The organism is uncultured Polaribacter sp., from assembly GCF_947497695.1.
Lineage (GTDB): Bacteria > Bacteroidota > Bacteroidia > Flavobacteriales > Flavobacteriaceae > Polaribacter.
Map to the genome: position 1 here is coordinate 92,520 of NZ_CANMHM010000006.1, position 20,965 is coordinate 113,484.

Below are 20,965 nucleotides of genomic sequence, written 5' to 3' on the forward strand. Positions count from 1 at the left end.
GTAAAAGTATCAATTAAAAAATAGCTCTTAATTGCACACTTCCTGTATGAATTGCTCTAGAACCCTCTGCTTTTCTGCCTAAATAATTTAAATTCAAATTTAAAAAGGCATTTAATTTTCTGTTGAATAAAAGAGTCCAAGTATAATTTTTTCCTGCTTGTAAACCTTCTAACATTTGGTAAGCAACAGGTGTATTTGTATTACCAGTAAAATCATTTAAAAACATATTTACATTTGCAGAAATTTGATTTTTCTCACTGTTTACGTAAAAATACTCAAAACCAAATTTTTGCTGTTTCAGTAATTCAAAATCCTGCAAGGTGTTTTCTTTGTTTTTAAAGTGATAAAAAGCAGTAAAGCGATTGTTTTCATTATACAAAAAGCTAATTTTGGGCTGTACTTCATTTGCATTGATAGTATAGTTTCTACTGTTAAAATTTTCTGTATCCAAATCGTTTTTAGCCATTTTTCCCATCAATTCAAACAACCAAAACGTTTTAAATTTATGAGCATAATCTACTTGGTGTAAGTTGATGTTGTTTTTTTGACTACCAATAAAAAATTGTTGCTTATTCCTATTTTCTCCATAAGTGTAAGTAATACTGTTTTTTTGAAGATTTTTGTTGTAATAAATACTATTTCTAAGGTTAAAACTTAGCCCAAGTAATTTATTTTCATCAAAATTAAAAGGATTAAAATTAAACGAGTTCCCTATTCTTTGCTGCTCATTTGCTACACTTAAAAAACTTTGATTGTAAAAATGAGAGAGTATTTTTTTGAGGCCTTTTTGATCAGACCAACTTTTAGGGTTTAAAGATATAGATTGTGTAAATTTAGCTCTTTGAGTAGCTATAAACTGTATATTAGGTTTTGGCAAACGTAAATATGCTGCTTGGTCTTGAAATTCAGCAATTTCAAATTCATCAAAATCTTTAACCCCATCATTGTTATAATCTATCCAAGTATAAAAACCCAAACCAGGTTCTGTTTTTACATAAATATACTCTTGTCTGGCTACATTTCCTGAAGATGTTTCATAAACAGTGCCTAAATTAACAAAATCTTTAAATAATTTTTGATTGAAAACAACTTGCGAGTTTAACGACTTTTCATCATCTATAAAATTATTTTCTGTAAGTCTGTAATTGGCAAAAACACTTAAATTCGTTTTTTCGTTTTGTATAATTTTACTGTTAATGTAAAACGTTTTTCTATTGTTGATTTGTGTAAATGCATTCGATTTTATACTATCGTTATCTCTATAATTTAGTCCGAATTTTGCAAAAACCTTTGTAGAATCTCCAATGCCAAAATAGGTTTCATATTCTTTAAATCGATGACTTGTGTTGATGAATTCTTGATTGGTATTATTTTTTCGACTATTGGTTTCAAAATTGATAAATGCACCCAACCATTTTTTGTTAAAGTCTTGTTCTGCTCTTGCTTTTGCAACAAAAAACGAGTTGTCTTCTGTAGTTGAGGTGTTTTCTAAAAAACTACCATCTACAAAAAACGAGGTGTTTTTAAAGTTCATTTTAGATTGCAGCTCATGTTTGTTTCCAGAAAAAACATCTTTGTAGGTTAAGTTATTAAATCGATATAAAATAAAATCATTTTGTTTGTTTTGTAGTGTAAATTCTGATTGCAGTAAACTTTTAGTAGCATTGTTTGTCAATATATTCCAATCTCTATTAAACTCTATAGATTCCCAACGTTCTACTGTTTTAAAATTCTCTTGTACAAATTCGTGACTAACAGTACTTTTCAATTGCCATTTTTTATCAATTAAAGTTTGTTGCCAATCTATTTTTGTTGCCAAAGCTTGGTTTTGATTGTCATCTATAGTAGAAAATAAATTTGCATCGTTATTACTCAGTGCAACCTCAGTATTAATAACTGTTTTTTTAGAGGGATTATATGTAGATTGTACCACAAACAATTGCGATTTTGTTGCAGGATTTAAACGAATTATCGGTTGATAATTTCCTTGATTTTTGCCTACATACTGAAAAATGTTACCTATTGCAGTAGATTCAGACAAATTATAATCGCCTAAATTAGAGCCAACGTTTGTAAAAGTTACGGTGTATAATTCATCAGTTGGGTTGTTAGAGAATTCAAAAATTTCTTCATTGCCATTATTTACTTTTTTATACAGAATTTTATTTTCATTAAAGGTGTCTATAAAAGCACTTTCTGCCACCATTAAGTTGGTATTGTTACCAGCGTTTTCTAATAATATTTTTTGTTCGGTTGTTAAGTTTTGTTGTATGGGTTGGTTTTTTGCATCATTCTCAGAATAAAAATACCCAGCAACACTAAATTTATCACTCTTATAAGAAGCTTCATTATAGGTAATAAAACGGGTAAAATTTCTTTCGGAATACTGAAAATTAATCCAAATTCTCATATCATTTGTAATAGGATATGTGGTATTGAATTTTATTTCGCCTAAATTATAATCAATAGTATAATCTTTATTTTCTCCACGTTTAATTTGAACACCATTTATGTACACTTGGTCACTACCTTCTATAATTAAAATGGCAGTTTCATTGTTGGGTCCTAAAATTTTATAAGGTCCTTGGTTTCCTTCAACACCTGTAATATTAAAGGTGCTAAATCTACCTCTAACAACAGCCCCAGAAGCAGCAACTTTTATGTTATCATTAATGGTTGCTTTTACTTGCAAGCCAGATACTTGCTTTGTAAATGGTAAAAAGTAACTTTGGTTATTTTGTAAAGAAATATCACCAGCTCTAACTCCCCAATTGTCTGTAAACATTTCAATAAAAATCCGATCAAAATCTGTAATATTTTGCGAATATCCATTTTGTTGAATCGGTACATTGGTGTCCCAAATATTGGCTCTTAAGGTAATGTCTTTTGATAGTTTACCAGATATTTCTAAGTCTAAAGCCGAGTTTGTTACCGCATTTTGATTGTTACCAGAAGTAATGCCTCTACTAATAAAACCTTTGGTTTGTAAGCCATCAAATAGTTTTATTTCTGATGCTTTTTTATTAGTCGTTAAACTGTATAATTTACCAGTATTTACATTGTTGGGTTGTATAAATTTTTCATCAAAAGGGGTGTATATTTTTGTAATAAAATCTGGAAGTCTAAAATATGTAACAGTAATTTCTGTATGTTTTTTTGAGTTGATAATTAGTTTTGCCTTGTTAAAGTCTATTGTATATGCCTCTTTAGGAATTTTCTTAGATAAAGCATCTAAAACTTTAAATTTCTGCGGATTTAAAGCCACAGAATCTAATTGAATGGTGTCTTTTTTAACCAGTATTTTTTGCACCCGAAAATCTTTAGATATTGTTTGAGATTGGACTGACAATCCAATAAAAAGCAAAAAGAAAAAGAGAATTCTTTGAATCATAAAAAACTATACAATCTTAACGTAAAAAAATGTTTTTTAATGTTTGAAGCATAAAAATTAAAACAACGTTTGTTGTTTCATAGGATTTTCATGTACTAATAACCATTTTTTACGCCAAATTCCACCAGCATAACCTGTTAAAGAACCATCAGAACCAATTACTCTATGGCAAGGAATAATAATCCAAAGTGGGTTTTTACCATTGGCAGAAGCAACTGCTCTAATGGCTTTTACATCGCCCAAAGTTTTACTTTGTGCTAAGTAAGTAGTGGTTTTGCCGTATTTTATTTTTAAGAGTGATTTCCAAACTTTTATTTGAAAATCTGTTCCTTTTGGGTTGACAGTTAAATTAAAACTGGCTCTTTTTCCGTTAAAATATTCTTCTAATTGCACAACACATTCTTGCAAGCAAATTGGCGTAGATGCTTTTAATAATTCATCAGAAATAGCATCATCCTTTAAAACAGTAAGAGACTGAATTCCGTTTTTATCTCCTGTAATTTTTGCAATTCCTATGGGAGTTTTGTGGTATGTTGTTTGTAATTCTTGCATTAAATACCAAAAACATCTTTAGAATTCTGAGTTGTAATTTTGGCAATTTCATTAAAAGAAACCCCATAAATATCAACCAATTTGTCAATAACATTAGTAATATAAGAAGATTCATTTCTTTTTCCTCTATAAGGAGTTGGTGCTAAATAAGGTGCATCTGTTTCTAAAACAATGTGTTTGATGTCTATTTCATTTAGAAATTTATCAATTTTACCATTTTTAAAAGTAGCAACACCACCAATTCCTAATTTCATATTGTAAGAAATTGCTTTTTTAGCCTGCTCCAAAGTTCCTGTAAAACAATGAAAAATGCCTCTTAAATCTGTTCCTTTTTCAGATTCTAAAACTTCAAAAATTTCATCAAAAGCATCTCTACAATGAATATTAATAGGTAGTTTTTTTTCTTTTGCCCATTGTATTTGAGTTCTAAAAGCATTTTGCTGCTCAAATAAAAAAGTTGTGTCCCAATACAAATCCATGCCAATTTCTCCAATGGCATAAAAGTCTTTTTTGTCAATCCATTCTTTTACATGTGCTAATTCTTCTAAATAATTTTCTTTTACAGAAGTAGGGTGTAAGCCCATCATTAAAAAAACATTTTTAGGGTAGTCTTTTTCAAGTTGCATCATTTTTTTTGTGTAAGAAGCATCTATTGCAGGAATAAAAAACCGTGAAACGCCAGCGTCTTTTGCACGCTGTATCATTGCAGCTTGGTCTTCATTAAATTGACTAGAATATAAATGTGTATGGGTATCTGTAATCATTTAGCTTAAATTTCTAGTGCAAAACTAAGGAATATATGTTTGTTTTTGGAGAAATTGAAGGGCGATCAATATATAAATTTTTCCAAATAATGTTATTTTATAAAGTAGAATAACAATGGAAATTACAAATGTTTTCCTGAGCTTGTCGAAGGATGTTTAAAGATTTACAAAAAAGTCTTCGACAAGCTCAGACTGACAAAAGGTTTGTGTAATTGTGATCTGTTAATTAGATGATGTTTCGATTTAAATACACATTTTTTGAACTCTTAATATAGTAACTCAATACTCTAAACATTAATGGTATCTTTGCAGAAAATTATTAAGAATGACTTTTTTAGATTTAGGTATTTCTAAGCAATTGCAATATGCAATTGATGATTTGGGTTTTGTAAATGCAACACCAATTCAAGAACAAGCATTTCCAGTAGTTAGATCTGGAAAAGATGTTGTTGGTATTGCACAAACAGGAACAGGAAAAACCTTTGCCTATATGTTGCCTATTTTGCAAGAATTAAAGTTTTCGAAGCAAAAACACCCAAGAGTTTTGGTTTTAGTGCCTACTCGTGAGTTGGTTTTACAAGTGGTTGATGAGATTGAGAAACTATCTAAATACATAAATACACGTGTTTTAGGTGTTTATGGCGGTACAAATATCAACACACAAAAACAAGCCATTTTACAAGGGCAAGATATTATTGTTGCAACTCCTGGTCGTTTATACGATTTGGCTTTGAGCAATGCTTTAAAGCTAAAATCGATTCAGAAATTAGTAATTGATGAAGTAGATGTGATGTTAGATTTAGGGTTTCGTTTTCAGTTGATGAACATTTTTGATGTAATACCAGAAAGAAGACAAAACGTACTTTTTTCTGCTACGATGACAGAAGATGTAAATGCATTAATATATGATTTTTTTAAAAATCCTACTAAAATTTCTGTTGCAGTTAGTGGAACGCCTTTAGATAATATTGAGCAAGTTTCTTACAACATACCTAACTTTTTTACCAAAGTGAATTTGTTACATCAGCTTTTAGCTGATAAAGTAACCTATCATAAAGTATTAATTTTTGTTGGTTTTAAAAGAACTGCAGATTTGTTATTTAAACATCTACAAGAGGTGTTTAATGATGAAATGTGTGTAATACACTCTAATAAAACGCAGAATTATAGAATACGTTCTATCAAACAATTTGATGAGGGTAAAAACCGAATTTTATTAGCGACAGATGTCATGGCTCGTGGTTTAGATTTTAATAATGTGAGTCATGTTATTAATTTTGATACCCCAGAATTTCCTGAAAATTACATGCACAGAATTGGTAGAACAGGTCGTGCAGAGAAAGCAGGAAAAACAATTCTTTTTTCAACGCCTAAAGAGCAAGAAGCAAAAGAACAAATAGAAACTTTAATGGATTTTAAAGTGCCTGTTTTAGAGTTGCCAGAAGATGTTGAAATATCGAAGTTGTTAACGGAAGATGAACGCCCAAGAGAAGATCAAGGGATTTCTAAAAATAGAACTTCTTTAGAATATGTACCTGGACCTGCTTTTCATGAAAAGAGTGAAAAAAACAGTAAAACCAACCAAGGAGGTTCTTATAGAAGAGAAATTGCTGCAAAGTATAAGAAACCCAAAACTAGAGGCGATAAAAATTACAATAAACACAATAAGAAAAAGAAAAAATAAAGTTTTTTTAGCTGATAGTTTTAATTTTTTAGGTTACAATCAAAAATGATAACTTTGACAATTACATATTAAAAGTAAGAAGGAATGCATATTTTAACCCCACAAGAATTACACAATTTAGCCATGAATATTGTTGGTAAAAAGCTAACTAAAATGGGCTATGAGTTTCAGGCAATCAACAGCCAGTTAAAAAGACATCCTCAGTTTGTATTGTTTAAAAAAGGAGAACCTACTATTTTTGTTTTGGTAAAGGCAAGTAATAATATTCAAACACCAACTGAATATGATGCTATTTGGATGGAAACTTTTAAAAACCACGCTAAAAAACAAAATGCCAAAGTATGGTTTGCTGGTGTTGGTTTGGCTAATGCACAAAGTATAGAAAACCCTGTTTTTAAAGACCAACCTTACTATGTTGCTTTTGATGATTTTGTGAAGGTTTTGGAGTAGGTTTTTAACATTCTTCTATATGAAAAGTACGTTTGTGTTTATAGGGGTAACCTTTCAGCCAAGATAATGTCTTATGAAGGTTAATGAGTTTCTAAATATAGCCAAAAATGGGCGGATCTTTTTATATACTTTGTTACCTGCTGGCTGTTTTTTAAAAGAACTTTACTATTATATGATAGTTTACACAATTACCAAAAAATGACATTTGAAGATATAAAAGAAAAATATTCTGAACGAGAACAAGCATTTCCAACGAATTGTCCTGAACCGAATGAAAAGGATTTGAATGAATTAATTGCAAAATATAATTGTAAATTTCCTGAATCATTTATTGAATTTCAACTTAAATATTGTAGAGAAATTCCACTTGGAGATTTCGCTTTTGACGGATTTGGTTTTGCCAATAAAGAACTTGAACCTTATATGAATTTGGAAGAAGTTTTAAAAGATTATAAGGAATTAGAATTCCCTGAATATCTAACACCTTTTAGACAAGATAATGGAGATTTTTGGTGTTTTGACAATCGAAGTTCTGAATCTGAATTTCCTGTTGTAATTTTCGACCATAACTCAAACGGAATTGAATCTGACCCAAATTACAAATGGAAGAATTTCATAGATTGGATTGACAAAACTATGGAAGATGAATATTAAAAACCTGTGTACAACAACATATATAATTTATTGCTTTTTTTAGCTTACTTGCAAAAGTTCTCATGAACTTTCTAGGTCAGTAATTATTTAGTAAATTAGTTGCTAAATTCACGCAACAAATCACATATAAAAACGTTATTGTTTTAAAATCGTCCCTTATTTATTTCGATTAGCATATAACTATAAATTCGATTTCTGATTGCTTTTAATTAGTATATATAATATTTGAACTCTTTTCTGAGTGTAATGGTATTCTTATTATATTTCTATAGCTCAATTAAAAATACTTGCTGATATAAAGTCGATTCTGTTAGATATATTTAAGTTCATCCAAGCTCTAACATTGTCAGGAAGCCTCTCTGGAAATTTATTGAGTGTATATACAAATAATGCTGTTTCTGCTAAATCTTCTTTGGTTGAATTATTTTTTGCGTATTCAGTAATAAAAGAATTATCATTTTGTTGTGCTAAAATCCATTCACTATTCTGAAGAAAAATAGCATCTAAGGTCGCGTGAACACTTTCGTGAAAAACAGTTTCTTCAAAATCATTATTACTTATTCTTACATCTATGTTATCTGAATAGACAACAAAGAAATTAGCTTCAGCTTCTGCAAAAGCTGTTGCATCACCCTTATGCAATACAATATGAGATATGTTGTTCCTTATTAAATCTGGTAATTTACCTAAACGATTTACTATTTTCTGAACAAATTCTTTCGCAGCTTCTTGAGTTATAAAACTACTATGAGCCCATATTTCAATTGGATTTCCCTCAGTAAAATTAACTTGAAAGATAAACGTGTCTGTATCAAACAATATATCTGTTCTGCTATCTGGCATTTCCTTGTCTTCTCTACCTATAAATGAAAGAGATTCGAAAAGATCCTCATCCATTTTTCTAATAAAATCTATTTCAGTAGAAACAATCGAATTTGGAAAAAGGGGATTTATTGTTTGATTGATTGTATCGTCTATTTCAGTATTATTACTGGATGGTTCATTTTTATTTGAACAAGAAATGAATAATATTATAATTAAGAAGATTGCATTTAATTTAAAATTTGGCATATTGAAATTTTGAGTTTTAAATTTAATTAATTAATGTTTTTTCAGCTTTCAAGTAACTATATTGATATAGAAGTTTAAATACTGAATCAAGTTCAGCACAAGTGTTTTATATCAGAAGTTAAACGAAGTTAACGTTTTTTTTGAGAAAGTAAATTGTTGTAGTGGTATAAAACACTGTGTATCAAATTCAAAAAGGATGCTCTTTCTAAGTAACAACTTTCCTATATTTTTTTTCTTGGATAATTAAACATTCTTAAACCATCTTTATTGAATTTTGTTAAAGCATTTTTTGCAATCTATTTTGCAGAGTTACGTTAAAATTAAAATTTCATAACTTTCTACAAAACAAAAAAACCATCTCAAAAGAGATGGTTTTAAAAAATATGTATTTAAAAATTATTTAGCAGCATCTTGCTCTAATAAATCAAAAAACTGATTTAATTTAGGCATAATAATAATTTTAGTTCTTCTGTTTACTGCCATATTTGCAGGAGAATCATTGGCAACTAAAGGTACGTATTGACTTCTACCAGCAGCAATTAATCTAGATGGTTCTACAGTATATTTATATTGTAAAATCCTTGTAATTGAAGTTGCTCTCATCGCAGATAAATCCCAGTTGTCTTGTATAAATTCAGTTTTAATAGGGTTAATATCTGTATGTCCTTCCACCATAACTTCCATTTGTGGTTGTCCGTTAATTACTTTTGCAATTTTTTCTAAAACTGGGTATGCCTTTTCAGTTACATTGTAGCTTCCACTTTTAAATAATAATTTATCAGAAATAGATATAAATACAACCGTTTTTTCAACATTTACTTGAATATCTTTGTCTTGTATTCCGTCTGTTAAATTTTTAGTTAAGTGATATTTAATAGCTAAGTTTAATGAGTCTTTTTGAGTCATTGCTTTTCTAATACCATTAATATATTTGTCTTTTTCACTTAATTGAGAAATAACATTTTTAATATTATCTGATGAAGATTGAGTTAAAACGGTTAAGTTTTCAACTTGTTTTAACGCAGATTTTTTATCTTCTTTTAAAGCATTAATTTGTTCGGTTAAAGAAGTTGCTTGATATCCATCTTTTTCTTTTTCAATCAAACATTTTTGTAAATTAGCTTTTGCATCTACTAATTCAGATTTCGTTTTGTCATGTTTTGCTTGTAAAGCAATCATCTCTTTTTTAGAAACACAAGAACTTACTAAAATGGTTGCTAAGAATAATAATGATATTTTTTTCATTGTTTTAATATTAAATTTAGTTCAATTACAAATTTAACGAATTGTATCAATAAAAAGTATGTATAATGGTATTTTATGAAAACTTTATAGGTTATTTTTGCGAAATGAGTCGTAATTTTAATTTTTTGAGAAAAAGCAGTTTTTTAATCATAATTGTGTTTGCTTTTGTTTCTTGTTCAAAGAACAATAAAGTTGAAGATTATACTTTAAAAGGATTTGTATTTGGGACTACCTACAAAATAACTTATTTAAATACGTCTAAAAATTATCAAAAATCAGTAGATAGTTTGTTTTATTTGATGAACAAATCATTATCAACCTATATAACTACCTCAGATATTTCAAAAATTAACAACGGAGATACAACAATAGTAGTGGATGATTTATTTTTAGAGGTTTTTAAAAAATCAAAAAAAATACACAAAAAAACCAATGGATATTTTGATCCAACTGTGGGCAATTTAGTAAATGCTTGGGGTTTTGGGCCTAAAAGAGAAAAGAAAAATTTAACGAATTCTGAAGTGCAGAATCAAATGCAATACGTTGGTTTTGATAAGGTAACGCTTGTAAATAATAAAGTTGATAAGAAGTACCCTGAAATATATTTAGATTTTAATGCAACTGCCAAAGGTTTTGGAATTGATATGATTGCTCGTTTTTTAGAACAAAAAAACATTCATAATTATTTGGTTGAAATTGGTGGAGAAATTAGAACAAAAGGCGTAAAAGAGAACAATATTCCTTGGACGATTCTATTAGTAGATCCAATTGATAAAGAGGGTTCTGATGGCTATAAAAAAATAAATTTATCTAATAAATCGATGGCAACATCAGGCAATTACAGAAAGTTTAGAGTTTCTGAAAACGGACAAAAATTTGTACATACCATAAACCCTAAAACAGGTTTGGCTAAAGAAAGTAATTTGTTAAGTGCTTCAGTAATTGCAGCGAAAGATTGTGCAGATGTAGATGCTTTTGCAACAGCTTTTATGGCAATGGGTTTAGAAAAAACCAAAGCTTTTTTAGAAAAACATAAAGATTTACAAGTAATTTTGCTTTTTACAAATGATGCTGGGAATTTAGAAGAGTTTACTACTTATAAATAATAAATTACTCCTTATAGCAAACAGGCAATATTTCACCTGGCATCAAACAATATCTTTCTAATTTTTCTGCTGATATTTTTTTTGTATAATCAATTTCATCAACTTTAAAGCCAACAGATCTTAGTTTGTCAAAATAATCACGTCCATAAACTCTAACGTGGTCATATTGCCCGAATATCTTTGCACGTTCTTTAGGATCTGTTATAGAATTATCTTCAAAAGTTTTTTCTTTGGATAGGTCTTGTGGAATTTGAAAAACACCAAATCCGCCTTTTTTTAGTATTCTAAACAACTCTTGCATTGCTTTTGTATCATTTGTAATATGCTCTAAAACATGATTGCAAAACACAACGTCAAAGGAGTTATCATCAAAAGGTAAATCACAAATATCTGCTTTTACATCAGCAATAGGAGACTCTAAATCTGATGTAATATAATCTAAGTTTTTTTGCTTTTTAAAAAGGTCTAAAAAACATTGTTCTGGTGCAATATGTAATGTTTTTAGTTTTTTGGTTGCTGTAAAAAAATCAGTTTCGTCTTTTAAAAAGAGCCACATTAATCGATGTCTCTCTAAAGATAGGGTAGAAGGAGAGAGTGCATTTTCTCTTTGTTTACCATAACCATAAGGTAAAAATTTACGAAAACTTTTGCCATCTATTGGATCTGTAAATCTATCGCCTTTTAAATACCAAGCAATTATTGGACGAACCCAGTAACTGGCTTTAATTAATAAAGGTCTTGGGATGGTGTTTAATATGGATTTAAAAAGTTTATTGGACACAGATTTCACAGATTTTCACGGATAAGACTATAAGATTACTCGTTTGTATTTTAAGCTATCTTCGCCAAAATTAATTAGTAGACCTATTTTTAGTTTTGAAACAGCTAAATAATTTAAAGTTTGTTTTATATGAGAGGATGTTAAAGATTGAATTGCTTTTATTTCTAAAATTATCTTTTCATTTATAATAAAGTCTGCCTTATACTTGTGAGGAAGTATATTTCCTTTGTAACTAATATTAAACATTTTTTCTCTAGAATATTTAATATTACTATTAATAAATTCAATTTCTAATGCATCACCATAAACAATTTCACTAAATCCTTTTCCTAATTGATTATGAACTTCCATACATATTCCAATTATTTTGAAAGTATCTTCTTTGTAAAGAAATTCTGTCATTTTTAAAGTTTTTATCAGTGAAAATCAGTGAAATCTGTGTCTTTATATGTTTTATTGTCGAAACTCATCCTCTTCATCAGTAACAATCCCCAAAGCATCATGCACATATTTAAAAGTGGAGAGTAACTCTGGTTTTCCATTAACAATTGCAACATCATGTTCAAAATGAGCAGAAGGTTTGTTGTCTAAAGTTGTAATCGTCCAACCATCGCTATGTTGTCTAATTTTATGTGTTCCTAAATTGGTCATTGGTTCTATGGCAACCACCATTCCTTCTGCAAACTTTTTTCCTCTTCCACGTTTTCCATAATTAGGCATTTCTGGGTCTTCATGCATCTTTCTTCCTAAACCATGACCAACCAGTTCTCTAACCACTCCATAACCATGATCTTCTGTAAATTTCTGAATGGCATACCCAACATCACCAACTCTATTGCCTGCCTTAAATTCACGAATACCAACATAAAGACTGGCTCTAGTTACATCTAAAAGTTTTTTAGTTTCTGCAGCAATTTCTCCCACAGCAAATGTGTAGGCATGATCGCCATAAAAACCATTTTTTAAGGCACCACAATCTATAGAAATAATATCTCCTTCTACTAAAGGTTTTTTATTAGGAATACCATGTACAACTTCTGTATTAGGACTCATACAAAGTGTGTTGGGAAAGTCATATAAACCTAAAAAACCAGGAATTGCACCTTCAGATCGTATAAAGTCTTCTGCAAGTTTATCTAAATATAAAGTAGAAACACCAGGTTTTACCTCTTTTGCAAGCATGCCTAACGTTTTAGAAACAATTAGTGCACTTTCGCGCATAATTTCTATTTCTTCTTTTGTTTTTATTTTAATCATCTTAAAAAAATTGAGCAACAAAGTTACTACATTTTAGATGATTAAATAAGAAGTTTACTACTTGAAAAAAGAGAAGAAGCCTTTCTTTTCTTTTTTAGGAGGTTCATAATTAAATAGGATTTTATAGATGGCTGTCCATCCTAAAAAGCCACCAACATTTCTATCGTCTATAAATAAATCTGCATGAATTTTACGGCTGTATTTTTCATCATATTCTTCTTCTGGGAAGTTTTTATTAACCGCATAAAACTCTAAATTGTTTTCTTTGCAAAAAGCTACTGCTTCGTCTAATTTATTTCCACATCTATAGGTCCATAATATTAAACGATGTCCTTGAGATTGTAGTTTTTTTAGCGTATCAAAAGCAAAAATCATGGGTTTCCCTATTTTTGGATAGGCATCTTCTACAATAGTGCCATCAAAATCTACAGCAATAATTAATGGGTTTTTAGGGATCATCATTTTTGGTATGAGTGTTTATAAACTTTTCCTGAAACAATTTTAAGCATATCTTTTTCTAAAGACTCACGAGCAAATTCTACATATCTGCCAATTTCTTTATCATTCTTAAAAAAGATAAAAGTAGGTACTCTTTTTATACGGAAACCTTTTTGTAAGTTATTAGGAGTTTTTTTTGATTTATTAACGGCTATCAACTCTAAATTATTGAAGTTAAAATCAGCTTGTTCTAAAATTTTGTAAAAATGCGGAGTTTCTCTTTGGCTGTCTCCACACCAAGTTCCTATAAAACCTTTAATTTTAATTTCTGTTAATTCCTTTTTAAGAGTATTGATTGTTAAGCTATCAGGTTGGTAAGTTTCAAAATTTGTGTCAAACCAACTCCTAAATGGAGCTTGCTGAAAGGATTGTTTATCAGCAAGCCCTATTAAATGTCCTTTTTTATTTTTTCCTGAAATCACTTTTTTTGGGGCATTACAAGATGATACCCCAATTATAAGTAAAAATAGAAAAAGTGACTTCATTTTTATAACAGTTACAATAAAGAATGTTGCGTCATTTCTTTAGGTTGTGCTACACCCATTAAATCTAAAATGGTAGGAGCAATATCACCTAAAACACCACTGTTTATTTTTTTGATTTCTTTATCAATTAAAACAAAAGGAACAGGGTTTGTAGTATGTGCTGTGTGAGGAGAACCATCAGGATTCATCATAGTTTCACAATTACCATGATCTGCAATTAAAAGAATAGAGTACCCATTTTTTATACCAGTTTCTATCACTTCTTTAGCACAAATATCTACAGCTTCACAAGCTTTTATAGCAGCATCCATTATTCCTGTATGGCCAACCATGTCTCCGTTTGCAAAGTTTAAACACACAAAATCTGCCTCTCCTTTTTCTAAATCTTCACACAAAGCATCTTTTAATTCATAAGCAGACATTTCTGGCTTTAAATCATAAGTAGCTACTTTAGGCGAGTTTCTTAAAATACGAGATTCGCCTTTAAAAGGAGCTTCTTGTCCGCCAGAAAAGAAAAATGTAACGTGTGGATATTTTTCAGTTTCGGCAATTCTTATTTGTTTTTTACCTGCGTTAGCTAAAACCTCACCTAACGTATTTTTAATATTATCTGTATTATAAATAACGTTTATTCCTTCAAAACTTTCATCATATAAAGTGATGGTAGTGTAATACAAGTCTAATTTTTTCATCCCAAATTCTGGGAAATCATTTTGAGATAAGGCACTTGTCAATTCTCTTCCTCTATCTGTTCTGTAGTTAAAAAACAACACAACATCTCCTTCTTTAATTTGGGTTTTAGGAGAACCATCATCATTAGTAACAATAATTGGTTTGTGAAATTCATCTGTAATGCCTGCTTCGTAATTCGTTTTTACAGCATCAATAACATTTGTAGTTTTTGTACCAATTCCATTAACAAGACCATCATAAGCTTCTTTTACACGTTCCCATCTGTTATCTCTATCCATGGCATAATAACGACCTGTTACAGTTGCAATTTCTCCCGTACTTTTGTCCATGTGTTCTTGAACCTCATTTAAAAAATAAGGAGCAGATTTAGGGTCACAATCTCTACCATCTGTAAAAGCGTGTAAATACACATTGTCTACTTTATTTTCTGTAGCAACATCTAACAAGCCTTTTAAGTGATTGATGTGTGCATGAATACCTCCATTAGAAACCAAGCCTAATAAATGAACATCTTTGTTATTTTCTTTAGCGTATTTAAAAGTATCTAACAACACTTTTTCTTTACCTAAGGTATTTTCTTTAACTGCTTTGTTTATTCTTGCTAAATTTTGATACACAATTCTACCAGCACCCAAATTCATGTGACCAACTTCAGAATTCCCCATTTGTCCTTCTGGCAAACCTACATGTTCTCCATCTGTTCTTAGTTGAGCATTAGGGTATTTATCATATAAACCATTAATAAAAGGTGTTTTTGCATTGTAAATAGCGGATACTTTTGGGTCTTGTGTAATTCCCCATCCGTCTAAAATCATCAGTATAACTTTCTTGTCCATTTTCTTAAAATTGAGCAGTAAAATTAAGCAATATTTTATCGTTTTTTATTGATTTTATAAGTTTTTCACGAAACCGATAACGTATTTTAAAAGTTGCTATAAAAACTGTATTTCTTTAAGATTGATTTTTGTTATTAATAATTTATCAATTAGATTTGCAGACAATTATAGTATTAAACCTGTAAGTTTATCATCTTTAAAAGCACTACAGTGTAACAAATGCTACACAATACCAGTTAAAGAAGGTTTAGTTTTGTAGAAAATTAAAGATATAATATGGGTTTTTTTGATATATTTAAAAGAAAAAATATGAGCGTAGAAATTAAAGAATATTTAGCTAAAGGAGCAGTGGTTTTAGATGTAAGAACACTAGAGGAGTGGAATGAAGGGCACACTGAAGGAGCAGAACATATTGTTTTAACAACAATTCCTTTAGAGATAGAAAAAATAAAATCTTGGAACAAACCAGTAATTGCTGTTTGTAGAAGTGGTGCAAGAAGCGGACAAGCTACTCAGTTTTTAACTAAAAATGGTGTAGATGTTATAAATGGTGGTCCTTGGCAAAATGTAGATGAACACGTAGGTTAAATCTCGTAGTTGTTAAAACCTTTTTTTCGGTGTCTTTGCAGTTTGATATAAATTTTTATTGAACGTATTATTTTTTTGAGAACTGCAAAGATTCCTCCAAGCATTGCACCCACAAAAGCACCCATAGTTACAGGGTCATAATGATGGCCTGTAACAAGGTATTTTACATAAAAAACGAAGATTCCTATTATTATAGATACCAAAAATATCTGTAATTTAGATTTTGATATATAAGCATAAACACCACAGAAAACTCCTGTAATAATACTTGTTGCAGTAATTTTAGTTAAAAACAATTCAATAAGAATTGTATCATTAGAAACAAATAGAGATGTTATAAACATACCTATTAAAACTCCAAAAAGGATACCAATTGCAATTTTTTGTAACATGTATTTTGGGGGATTTATCCTATAAAAATACATGTTTTTTTTCAAATAGATTAAATTTCTTTTTTTCTGTTTCTTTATTTCTTTAATTTTATTAATAATTTATCTTTTAGATAAATTTACTTGTTGTTATTTTTCCTATTTATTAAAATATAAAAGTAGATAACTGTTAAGGTTAAATTAACCAACAGTATCTACTTCCTAAAGTTTTTTTAAATAATTATAATTTGCTAAAAAACTCGTCTAATTGTTTGTTTAAAAAAGTATTGCAGGCATTGTAAAACCCTTGAGCATATTTATCAGCATCAACTTCTATCCATTTTGCAGTTTTAGAAAAACGATCTGCTAAAGCATTTGAATAATCAGAAAAAGTTGTTAAAGAAGTTGGTACAAAAGAACCCTGTTTTTGGTAAGCAACAATTTTTTCTTTTTTCATAACTCCTTCAATTTCTATATTATCTTTTAGAGTTCCTGTAAATTGAGCAGTAGATCCTAAGCCTGTTTTACCATAAGCAAATGAAACCATTGAGTTTATTGGGTAATTTTCTACTGCACCTTTTAGTTGCACAGAACCAAATAACTTGCCCATAGTAGAATTTTTCTTTTTTAACTTTTTTGGTATGGTAACTGTGTACTGATCTATTAAACGTAGATTGGTTAAGATTTTTACTTTTGCCCCCCCAGCACTAAAAAAGTCGCTACCATTTTCAGAAAACATAACATGCATATTTACATCAGCAATTATTACATCGCCTAATTCTTTAGATAATTTAGCTTGAACACCTAAACCGCCTAAACCTAAAATACCTGCTTTTTTATAATAAAAAGTGTAATTTTCTGGAGCACAAGTAATAATACCTGTTCTACTTTCTTTTAAATAAGGACCACTTGCTTTTTCCCAACCACTTAAAGTTTTAGTTTTTCCAGCTTCTTCTCCAGATATAATTTCATAGCCTTCTTTTTTTAGTCTACTTACATAATTGTTAAAAAGTAAGTTTGTTTTTTCTTGTATTTTATTGGCATCAACTCCACCTAAGCCCACAGCAGCTCTTGCAGTTGCACTGCTTTTATTACCAGATATTCTTCCTCCATCTCCACCAGCTTTAAAATCAACGGCCTCTTTATAAACTTCAAAATCTATGTGAAAAGAATTGATGTAGATTTTTTTAGAAGCTTTTTTCATTTTGCTTAATCCGTATTTTTTACTGGTAATTTTTACATCTCCCAAATCTTGCGCATTCCCTGTAATTGTTATTGCAATTGCAATTAAAAAAGTAAGTAAGTTTTTCATAATTTTTGTTTTAAGGTTATGTTTCAAATTTACTAAAAACATAAATTGAAAACAATAGGGTAATTCACGTATATTTTTATCAAATAAAATAAAGAATTGTTTTAGACTTTTGGCTTTCTTATTTTTTAATTTTCTATAAATAAGATCTATTATGATTTTAATGATTGTAAAATTAAAATACGGGAAACGACGTATTTTTTAAAAAAATATTTTTTTTGAACTTTGTAAAATATAAATAAAAACAATTGTTATGAAAAAGAGAAAAAACATTTTATTACTTTTCAGTTTACTATTCCTAATTAGTTCTTGCAATATTTTAGATGAAGAAGAGCCATCATTTTCATGTGATAAAAACTCAACTATTAAAATAAATAATAAAGAACATTGCTCTTTTGCAAAGTCTAAGGTAAAAGCAGGTAGATTAGAAATTGGTTTTGGTTATTCAACAGGAAGTTTAGATCTTTTAATTAATGAAAAAGATATTAAAGTGAACACTACTTATCAATATGCTAAAGGAGAAGTTAGTATTTGGTTTAACAATCTAAATAAAGTCAATTCTGGTCTTTTTTTGATTACAAAGCTAGATGAGCAGAACAGATTAATGTCTGGTCATTTTGATTTTAATGCAGAAAGTAACAACAATAGTCAAGCTTTTAATTATGTGGTAAGTGCGAAATTTACAGATGTAGCTTATTAATTAAAATTTAGAAAAGGAATTTCTTGTTTTATTTTGATAATTTTTTCTTCTAAATTTTTTAAAAAAAATTGATGTTGCTCAGAATTTTCATGAAATGGTTTATGAGAAATTCCTTTTTGAATGATCTCAATTTCTTTCATTATTGATATTGTTTTTTCTGAAAACCAAGTCATGATAAATTGTTCCCAAATATAATTGATTGCAATATTGTTTGGATGAATCATATCTTCTGCATAAAAGCGATAATCCCTTAATTCATCCATCATAATTTCATAAGATGGAAAATAGGATACATTTTGATTCTTAAGAAGTTGATGAATGGCAGTAATTAAGTGCGATTTACTTAGCTTATTTTCTACAAAACCGTCTTTTAAATGACGAACAGGAGAAACTGTAAAAATAATAGTTACATTTTTATTGATTGATCTGATACCTGATGTTATCATTTCTAAACTATGGCCAATTTCATCAACAGATAACAACTTTTTAAGGAATTTTTTTTGAGGAATTTTATGGCAATTTGCAACGATTGTAGCTGTTTCTTCAAAACGATATACCCAAGAAGTTCCTAATGTTATGATGATATGATTCGCTTCTTCTAATTGTTTTTTTGTTGATAAAATTCTCGAATTTAGACGCTCTAATATTGCATTTTTATCAACAGAACTAAAACTAGAATGAGCATCAAAACAATGCCAACGTTCATTTTGAAAAACTAAATCTTCCTCTTTGTATTCTTTTTTATGGATTGCATTTGTAATTAGGTTTTCAATTGCTTTTGTATGAAAAAGAATACCAAAGGGATTTTGGTTCGCTCGAAATTTAAAATAATTGAATTTATTACCAATATTTTCTGAAAAACAAGACCCTAAAAGCAAAACTTTAGAACTATAGCTTATTTGGTTTTGAGATACTTTTTTTAGTTTTATTTTGGTTTGAAGATTCATTAATACTTCAATACTTTTTTAGTTTTAGAAACACCTTTAGATTGATAATGTATAAAATAATTTCCTTGTGGTAACTGCTGTATATCAACCTTTAGAGTATGTGGTATAGCACTGTATTTTTTATTTGTAATCTGTTTTACAGTAGCACCAATGCTATTATACAATGTAATTTTTACATTTTTATTGTTACCTAAGAACCCAATATTAATACTATCTATTGCAGGATTTGGATAGACATTAATTTTCAATTCTTCTAAAAGAAAATCATCTGTAGAGAGTGCAGCAGTACAGCTTTCTTTAAAAATAGGTAAAGCATCAAATTCATCAAATAAAACCGAATTAGATTCTTGTTTTGTTGCACCCAACCAATCTGTTAAAACAGTACTGTAAATGTTTCTAAAATCATATTGCATTTGCACGCCTTCTTTTATATCTACTTCAGTATCAATTTCTGGTGCATCGCCCAAAATTTGGGTTTTAGCACAATTACCAAATAAAAATAAAGGAGCTGCTGTACCATGATCTGTACCTAAACCAGCGTTAGAACGAATTCTTCTTCCAAATTCAGAATACGTCATTCCAATAACTTTGTCATCGATGTTTAACAATTCTAAATCTTCTTGAAAAGCTGCAATTGCTTCAGATAATTCGTTTAATAAATCACTATGTCTTCCTTCTGTTGGTTTGCCTTCTTCTGTTTGATTGTCATGCGTATCAAAACCACCTAATTGAACAATATATACTTTGGTTTTTAATCCGCCAGAAATTAATTTTGCAACATTTTTTAACTTTCCGGCTAATTTATTGTCATTACTGTTTTCATATTTAGTAGATAAATTATTGCCTTTGTTAGATGCATTTGCAATAACCTCTGAATATGCATTTGTTTGTGCAATAGTATCATTTATAAAAGTTAATGTATCTCCATAACAATTATTAGGTATAGCTCCTGTATTAGAAACCAATGCAGTTCCTGGGTTGTCTGGATCTGATACTGCCATTGAAAAATTAGTATTAGGACCTTGGCAAGTTTCTGAAACAACTTTACCTAAAGTAATGGCAAAAGGATCTGAATTTTCTGTATTTGGATAATTTTCTGGATATTCTGCATGGTTTTCGTTAAAAAATCGACCAATCCAACCAGAAGAAATATATTCATCTGAACTAGAAGCAGAATTCCAGATATCTGTAGATCTAAAATGGGATCTGTTTTGATCTGGATATCCAACATTTTGTATGATAGATAATTTTTCTCGATCCCAAATACCTTTTATTCCTGATAAGGAGGGGTGTAATGCTGTGTCATTATTTAACGATAATAAATTGGCTTCTGGTATAATAATGTTAGAGCGAACACTTTGTAAATTATCATATTGGTTTAGGTTAAAAACGGTATTCAAACCATCATTACCACCTTGTAATTGTATTAAAACTAATATGTTTTCATTGTCTTCAGATAACTGATATTCAGCTGGTTTTTCGCTAGCAAATAATGGGAAACCACTCAATGTTATTGGCAAAGAAGCAGTAGCAAGGGTACTTAATTTTATAAAATCTCTTCTATTTAATTTTGTTGACTTCTTCAT

Annotated in this window: 21 protein-coding genes; 6 read left to right on the top strand and 15 right to left on the bottom strand. The window is 29.3% G+C overall.

Annotation, left to right across the window (positions count from 1 at the left end; all coding sequences use genetic code 11):
* Positions 1 to 13 precede the first annotated feature (13 nt).
* From Q0731_RS08435 to Q0731_RS08445, 3 genes are all read right to left on the bottom strand, one after another.
* Positions 14 to 3,310, bottom strand: a complete 3,297-nt coding sequence (locus tag Q0731_RS08435) for a hypothetical protein (protein ID WP_299062606.1) — start codon at positions 3,308 to 3,310, stop codon at positions 14 to 16.
* 138 nt (positions 3,311 to 3,448) lie between these two features.
* Positions 3,449 to 3,943, bottom strand: a complete 495-nt coding sequence (locus Q0731_RS08440; protein WP_299062609.1) for a methylated-DNA--[protein]-cysteine S-methyltransferase — start codon at positions 3,941 to 3,943, stop codon at positions 3,449 to 3,451.
* Positions 3,943 to 4,707, bottom strand: coding sequence for a TatD family hydrolase (locus Q0731_RS08445; protein WP_299062613.1), 765 nt, complete (start codon positions 4,705 to 4,707; stop codon positions 3,943 to 3,945). The genes Q0731_RS08440 and Q0731_RS08445 overlap by 1 nt, the downstream gene beginning before the upstream one ends.
* 325 nt (positions 4,708 to 5,032) lie before the next feature.
* Here Q0731_RS08445 and Q0731_RS08450 point away from each other — a divergent pair, with 325 nt between their 5' ends.
* The 3 genes from Q0731_RS08450 to Q0731_RS08460 all read left to right on the top strand — a co-directional run bounded on the left by Q0731_RS08450 (position 5,033) and on the right by Q0731_RS08460 (position 7,495).
* Positions 5,033 to 6,391, top strand: coding sequence for a DEAD/DEAH box helicase (locus Q0731_RS08450; protein WP_299062616.1), 1,359 nt, complete (start codon positions 5,033 to 5,035; stop codon positions 6,389 to 6,391).
* An 84-nt stretch (positions 6,392 to 6,475) separates the two neighbouring features.
* On the top strand, positions 6,476 to 6,841 hold the full coding sequence (locus Q0731_RS08455; protein ID WP_299062619.1) for a Na(+)-translocating NADH-quinone reductase subunit F: 366 nt from the start codon (positions 6,476 to 6,478) through the stop codon (positions 6,839 to 6,841).
* Between the two features lie 198 nt (positions 6,842 to 7,039).
* Positions 7,040 to 7,495 carry an SMI1/KNR4 family protein gene (locus Q0731_RS08460; protein WP_299062623.1) on the top strand — a complete coding sequence of 152 codons (456 nt, stop codon included), beginning with the start codon at positions 7,040 to 7,042 and terminating at the stop codon, positions 7,493 to 7,495.
* A 273-nt stretch (positions 7,496 to 7,768) separates the two neighbouring features.
* Here Q0731_RS08460 and Q0731_RS08465 read toward each other — a convergent pair whose 3' ends face one another.
* Both Q0731_RS08465 and Q0731_RS08470 read right to left on the bottom strand, forming a co-directional pair.
* On the bottom strand, positions 7,769 to 8,566 hold the full coding sequence (locus Q0731_RS08465; RefSeq protein ID WP_299062627.1) for a hypothetical protein: 798 nt from the start codon (positions 8,564 to 8,566) through the stop codon (positions 7,769 to 7,771).
* A 396-nt stretch (positions 8,567 to 8,962) separates the two neighbouring features.
* A complete protein-coding gene (locus tag Q0731_RS08470; RefSeq protein WP_299062630.1) occupies positions 8,963 to 9,811 on the bottom strand; it encodes an OmpA family protein in 849 nt (282 codons plus the stop codon).
* Positions 9,812 to 9,936: 125 nt separating this feature from the next.
* Between Q0731_RS08470 and Q0731_RS08475 the strand changes: the two genes are divergently transcribed.
* On the top strand, positions 9,937 to 10,917 hold the full coding sequence (locus Q0731_RS08475) for an FAD:protein FMN transferase (RefSeq protein WP_299062633.1): 981 nt from the start codon (positions 9,937 to 9,939) through the stop codon (positions 10,915 to 10,917).
* 4 nt (positions 10,918 to 10,921) lie between these two features.
* Here Q0731_RS08475 and Q0731_RS08480 read toward each other — a convergent pair whose 3' ends face one another.
* Genes Q0731_RS08480 through gpmI form a run of 6 tightly spaced genes read right to left on the bottom strand, consistent with a single transcriptional unit; the run spans position 10,922 to position 15,467 of the window.
* Positions 10,922 to 11,698, bottom strand: coding sequence for a class I SAM-dependent methyltransferase (locus Q0731_RS08480; protein ID WP_299062636.1), 777 nt, complete (start codon positions 11,696 to 11,698; stop codon positions 10,922 to 10,924).
* 27 nt (positions 11,699 to 11,725) lie between these two features.
* Entirely contained in the window at positions 11,726 to 12,100 is a 375-nt protein-coding gene (locus tag Q0731_RS08485; RefSeq protein ID WP_299062638.1) for a GxxExxY protein, read from the bottom strand.
* A gap of 51 nt (positions 12,101 to 12,151) precedes the next feature.
* On the bottom strand, positions 12,152 to 12,955 hold the full coding sequence (gene map, locus Q0731_RS08490; RefSeq protein WP_299062641.1) for a type I methionyl aminopeptidase: 804 nt from the start codon (positions 12,953 to 12,955) through the stop codon (positions 12,152 to 12,154).
* Positions 12,956 to 13,012: 57 nt separating this feature from the next.
* Complete coding sequence (locus Q0731_RS08495; RefSeq protein WP_299062744.1) at positions 13,013 to 13,414, bottom strand: BT0820 family HAD-type phosphatase; 402 nt, start codon at positions 13,412 to 13,414, stop codon at positions 13,013 to 13,015.
* Positions 13,414 to 13,938 (bottom strand): thioredoxin family protein, encoded by a 525-nt coding sequence (locus Q0731_RS08500; RefSeq protein WP_299062645.1) that lies wholly within the window; start codon positions 13,936 to 13,938, stop codon positions 13,414 to 13,416. The genes Q0731_RS08495 and Q0731_RS08500 overlap by 1 nt, the downstream gene beginning before the upstream one ends.
* 11 nt (positions 13,939 to 13,949) lie before the next feature.
* The gene (gene gpmI, locus Q0731_RS08505; RefSeq protein WP_299062648.1) at positions 13,950 to 15,467 is read right to left on the bottom strand and encodes a 2,3-bisphosphoglycerate-independent phosphoglycerate mutase; all 1,518 of its coding nucleotides are present in this window, start codon (positions 15,465 to 15,467) and stop codon (positions 13,950 to 13,952) included.
* A gap of 309 nt (positions 15,468 to 15,776) precedes the next feature.
* On the opposite strand from gpmI, the gene Q0731_RS08510 reads away from it, so the two are divergent.
* Positions 15,777 to 16,055 carry a rhodanese-like domain-containing protein gene (locus Q0731_RS08510; RefSeq protein WP_299062651.1) on the top strand — a complete coding sequence of 93 codons (279 nt, stop codon included), beginning with the start codon at positions 15,777 to 15,779 and terminating at the stop codon, positions 16,053 to 16,055.
* Here the strand turns inward: Q0731_RS08510 and Q0731_RS08515 are convergent.
* Complete coding sequence (locus Q0731_RS08515) at positions 16,052 to 16,447, bottom strand: hypothetical protein (RefSeq protein ID WP_299062654.1); 396 nt, start codon at positions 16,445 to 16,447, stop codon at positions 16,052 to 16,054. The two genes, Q0731_RS08510 and Q0731_RS08515, sit on opposite strands and share 4 nt — an antisense overlap.
* Before the next feature lie 217 nt (positions 16,448 to 16,664).
* A complete protein-coding gene (locus Q0731_RS08520) occupies positions 16,665 to 17,735 on the bottom strand; it encodes a hypothetical protein (protein ID WP_299062657.1) in 1,071 nt (356 codons plus the stop codon).
* 250 nt (positions 17,736 to 17,985) lie between these two features.
* On the opposite strand from Q0731_RS08520, the gene Q0731_RS08525 reads away from it, so the two are divergent.
* Positions 17,986 to 18,432, top strand: a complete 447-nt coding sequence (locus Q0731_RS08525) for a hypothetical protein (protein ID WP_299062660.1) — start codon at positions 17,986 to 17,988, stop codon at positions 18,430 to 18,432.
* Here Q0731_RS08525 and Q0731_RS08530 read toward each other — a convergent pair.
* Positions 18,429 to 19,379, bottom strand: coding sequence for a GSCFA domain-containing protein (locus tag Q0731_RS08530; protein ID WP_299062663.1), 951 nt, complete (start codon positions 19,377 to 19,379; stop codon positions 18,429 to 18,431). The genes Q0731_RS08525 and Q0731_RS08530 overlap by 4 nt on opposite strands.
* Positions 19,379 to 20,965 (bottom strand): DUF1501 domain-containing protein, encoded by a 1,587-nt coding sequence (locus tag Q0731_RS08535; protein WP_299062666.1) that lies wholly within the window; start codon positions 20,963 to 20,965, stop codon positions 19,379 to 19,381. The genes Q0731_RS08530 and Q0731_RS08535 overlap by 1 nt, the downstream gene beginning before the upstream one ends.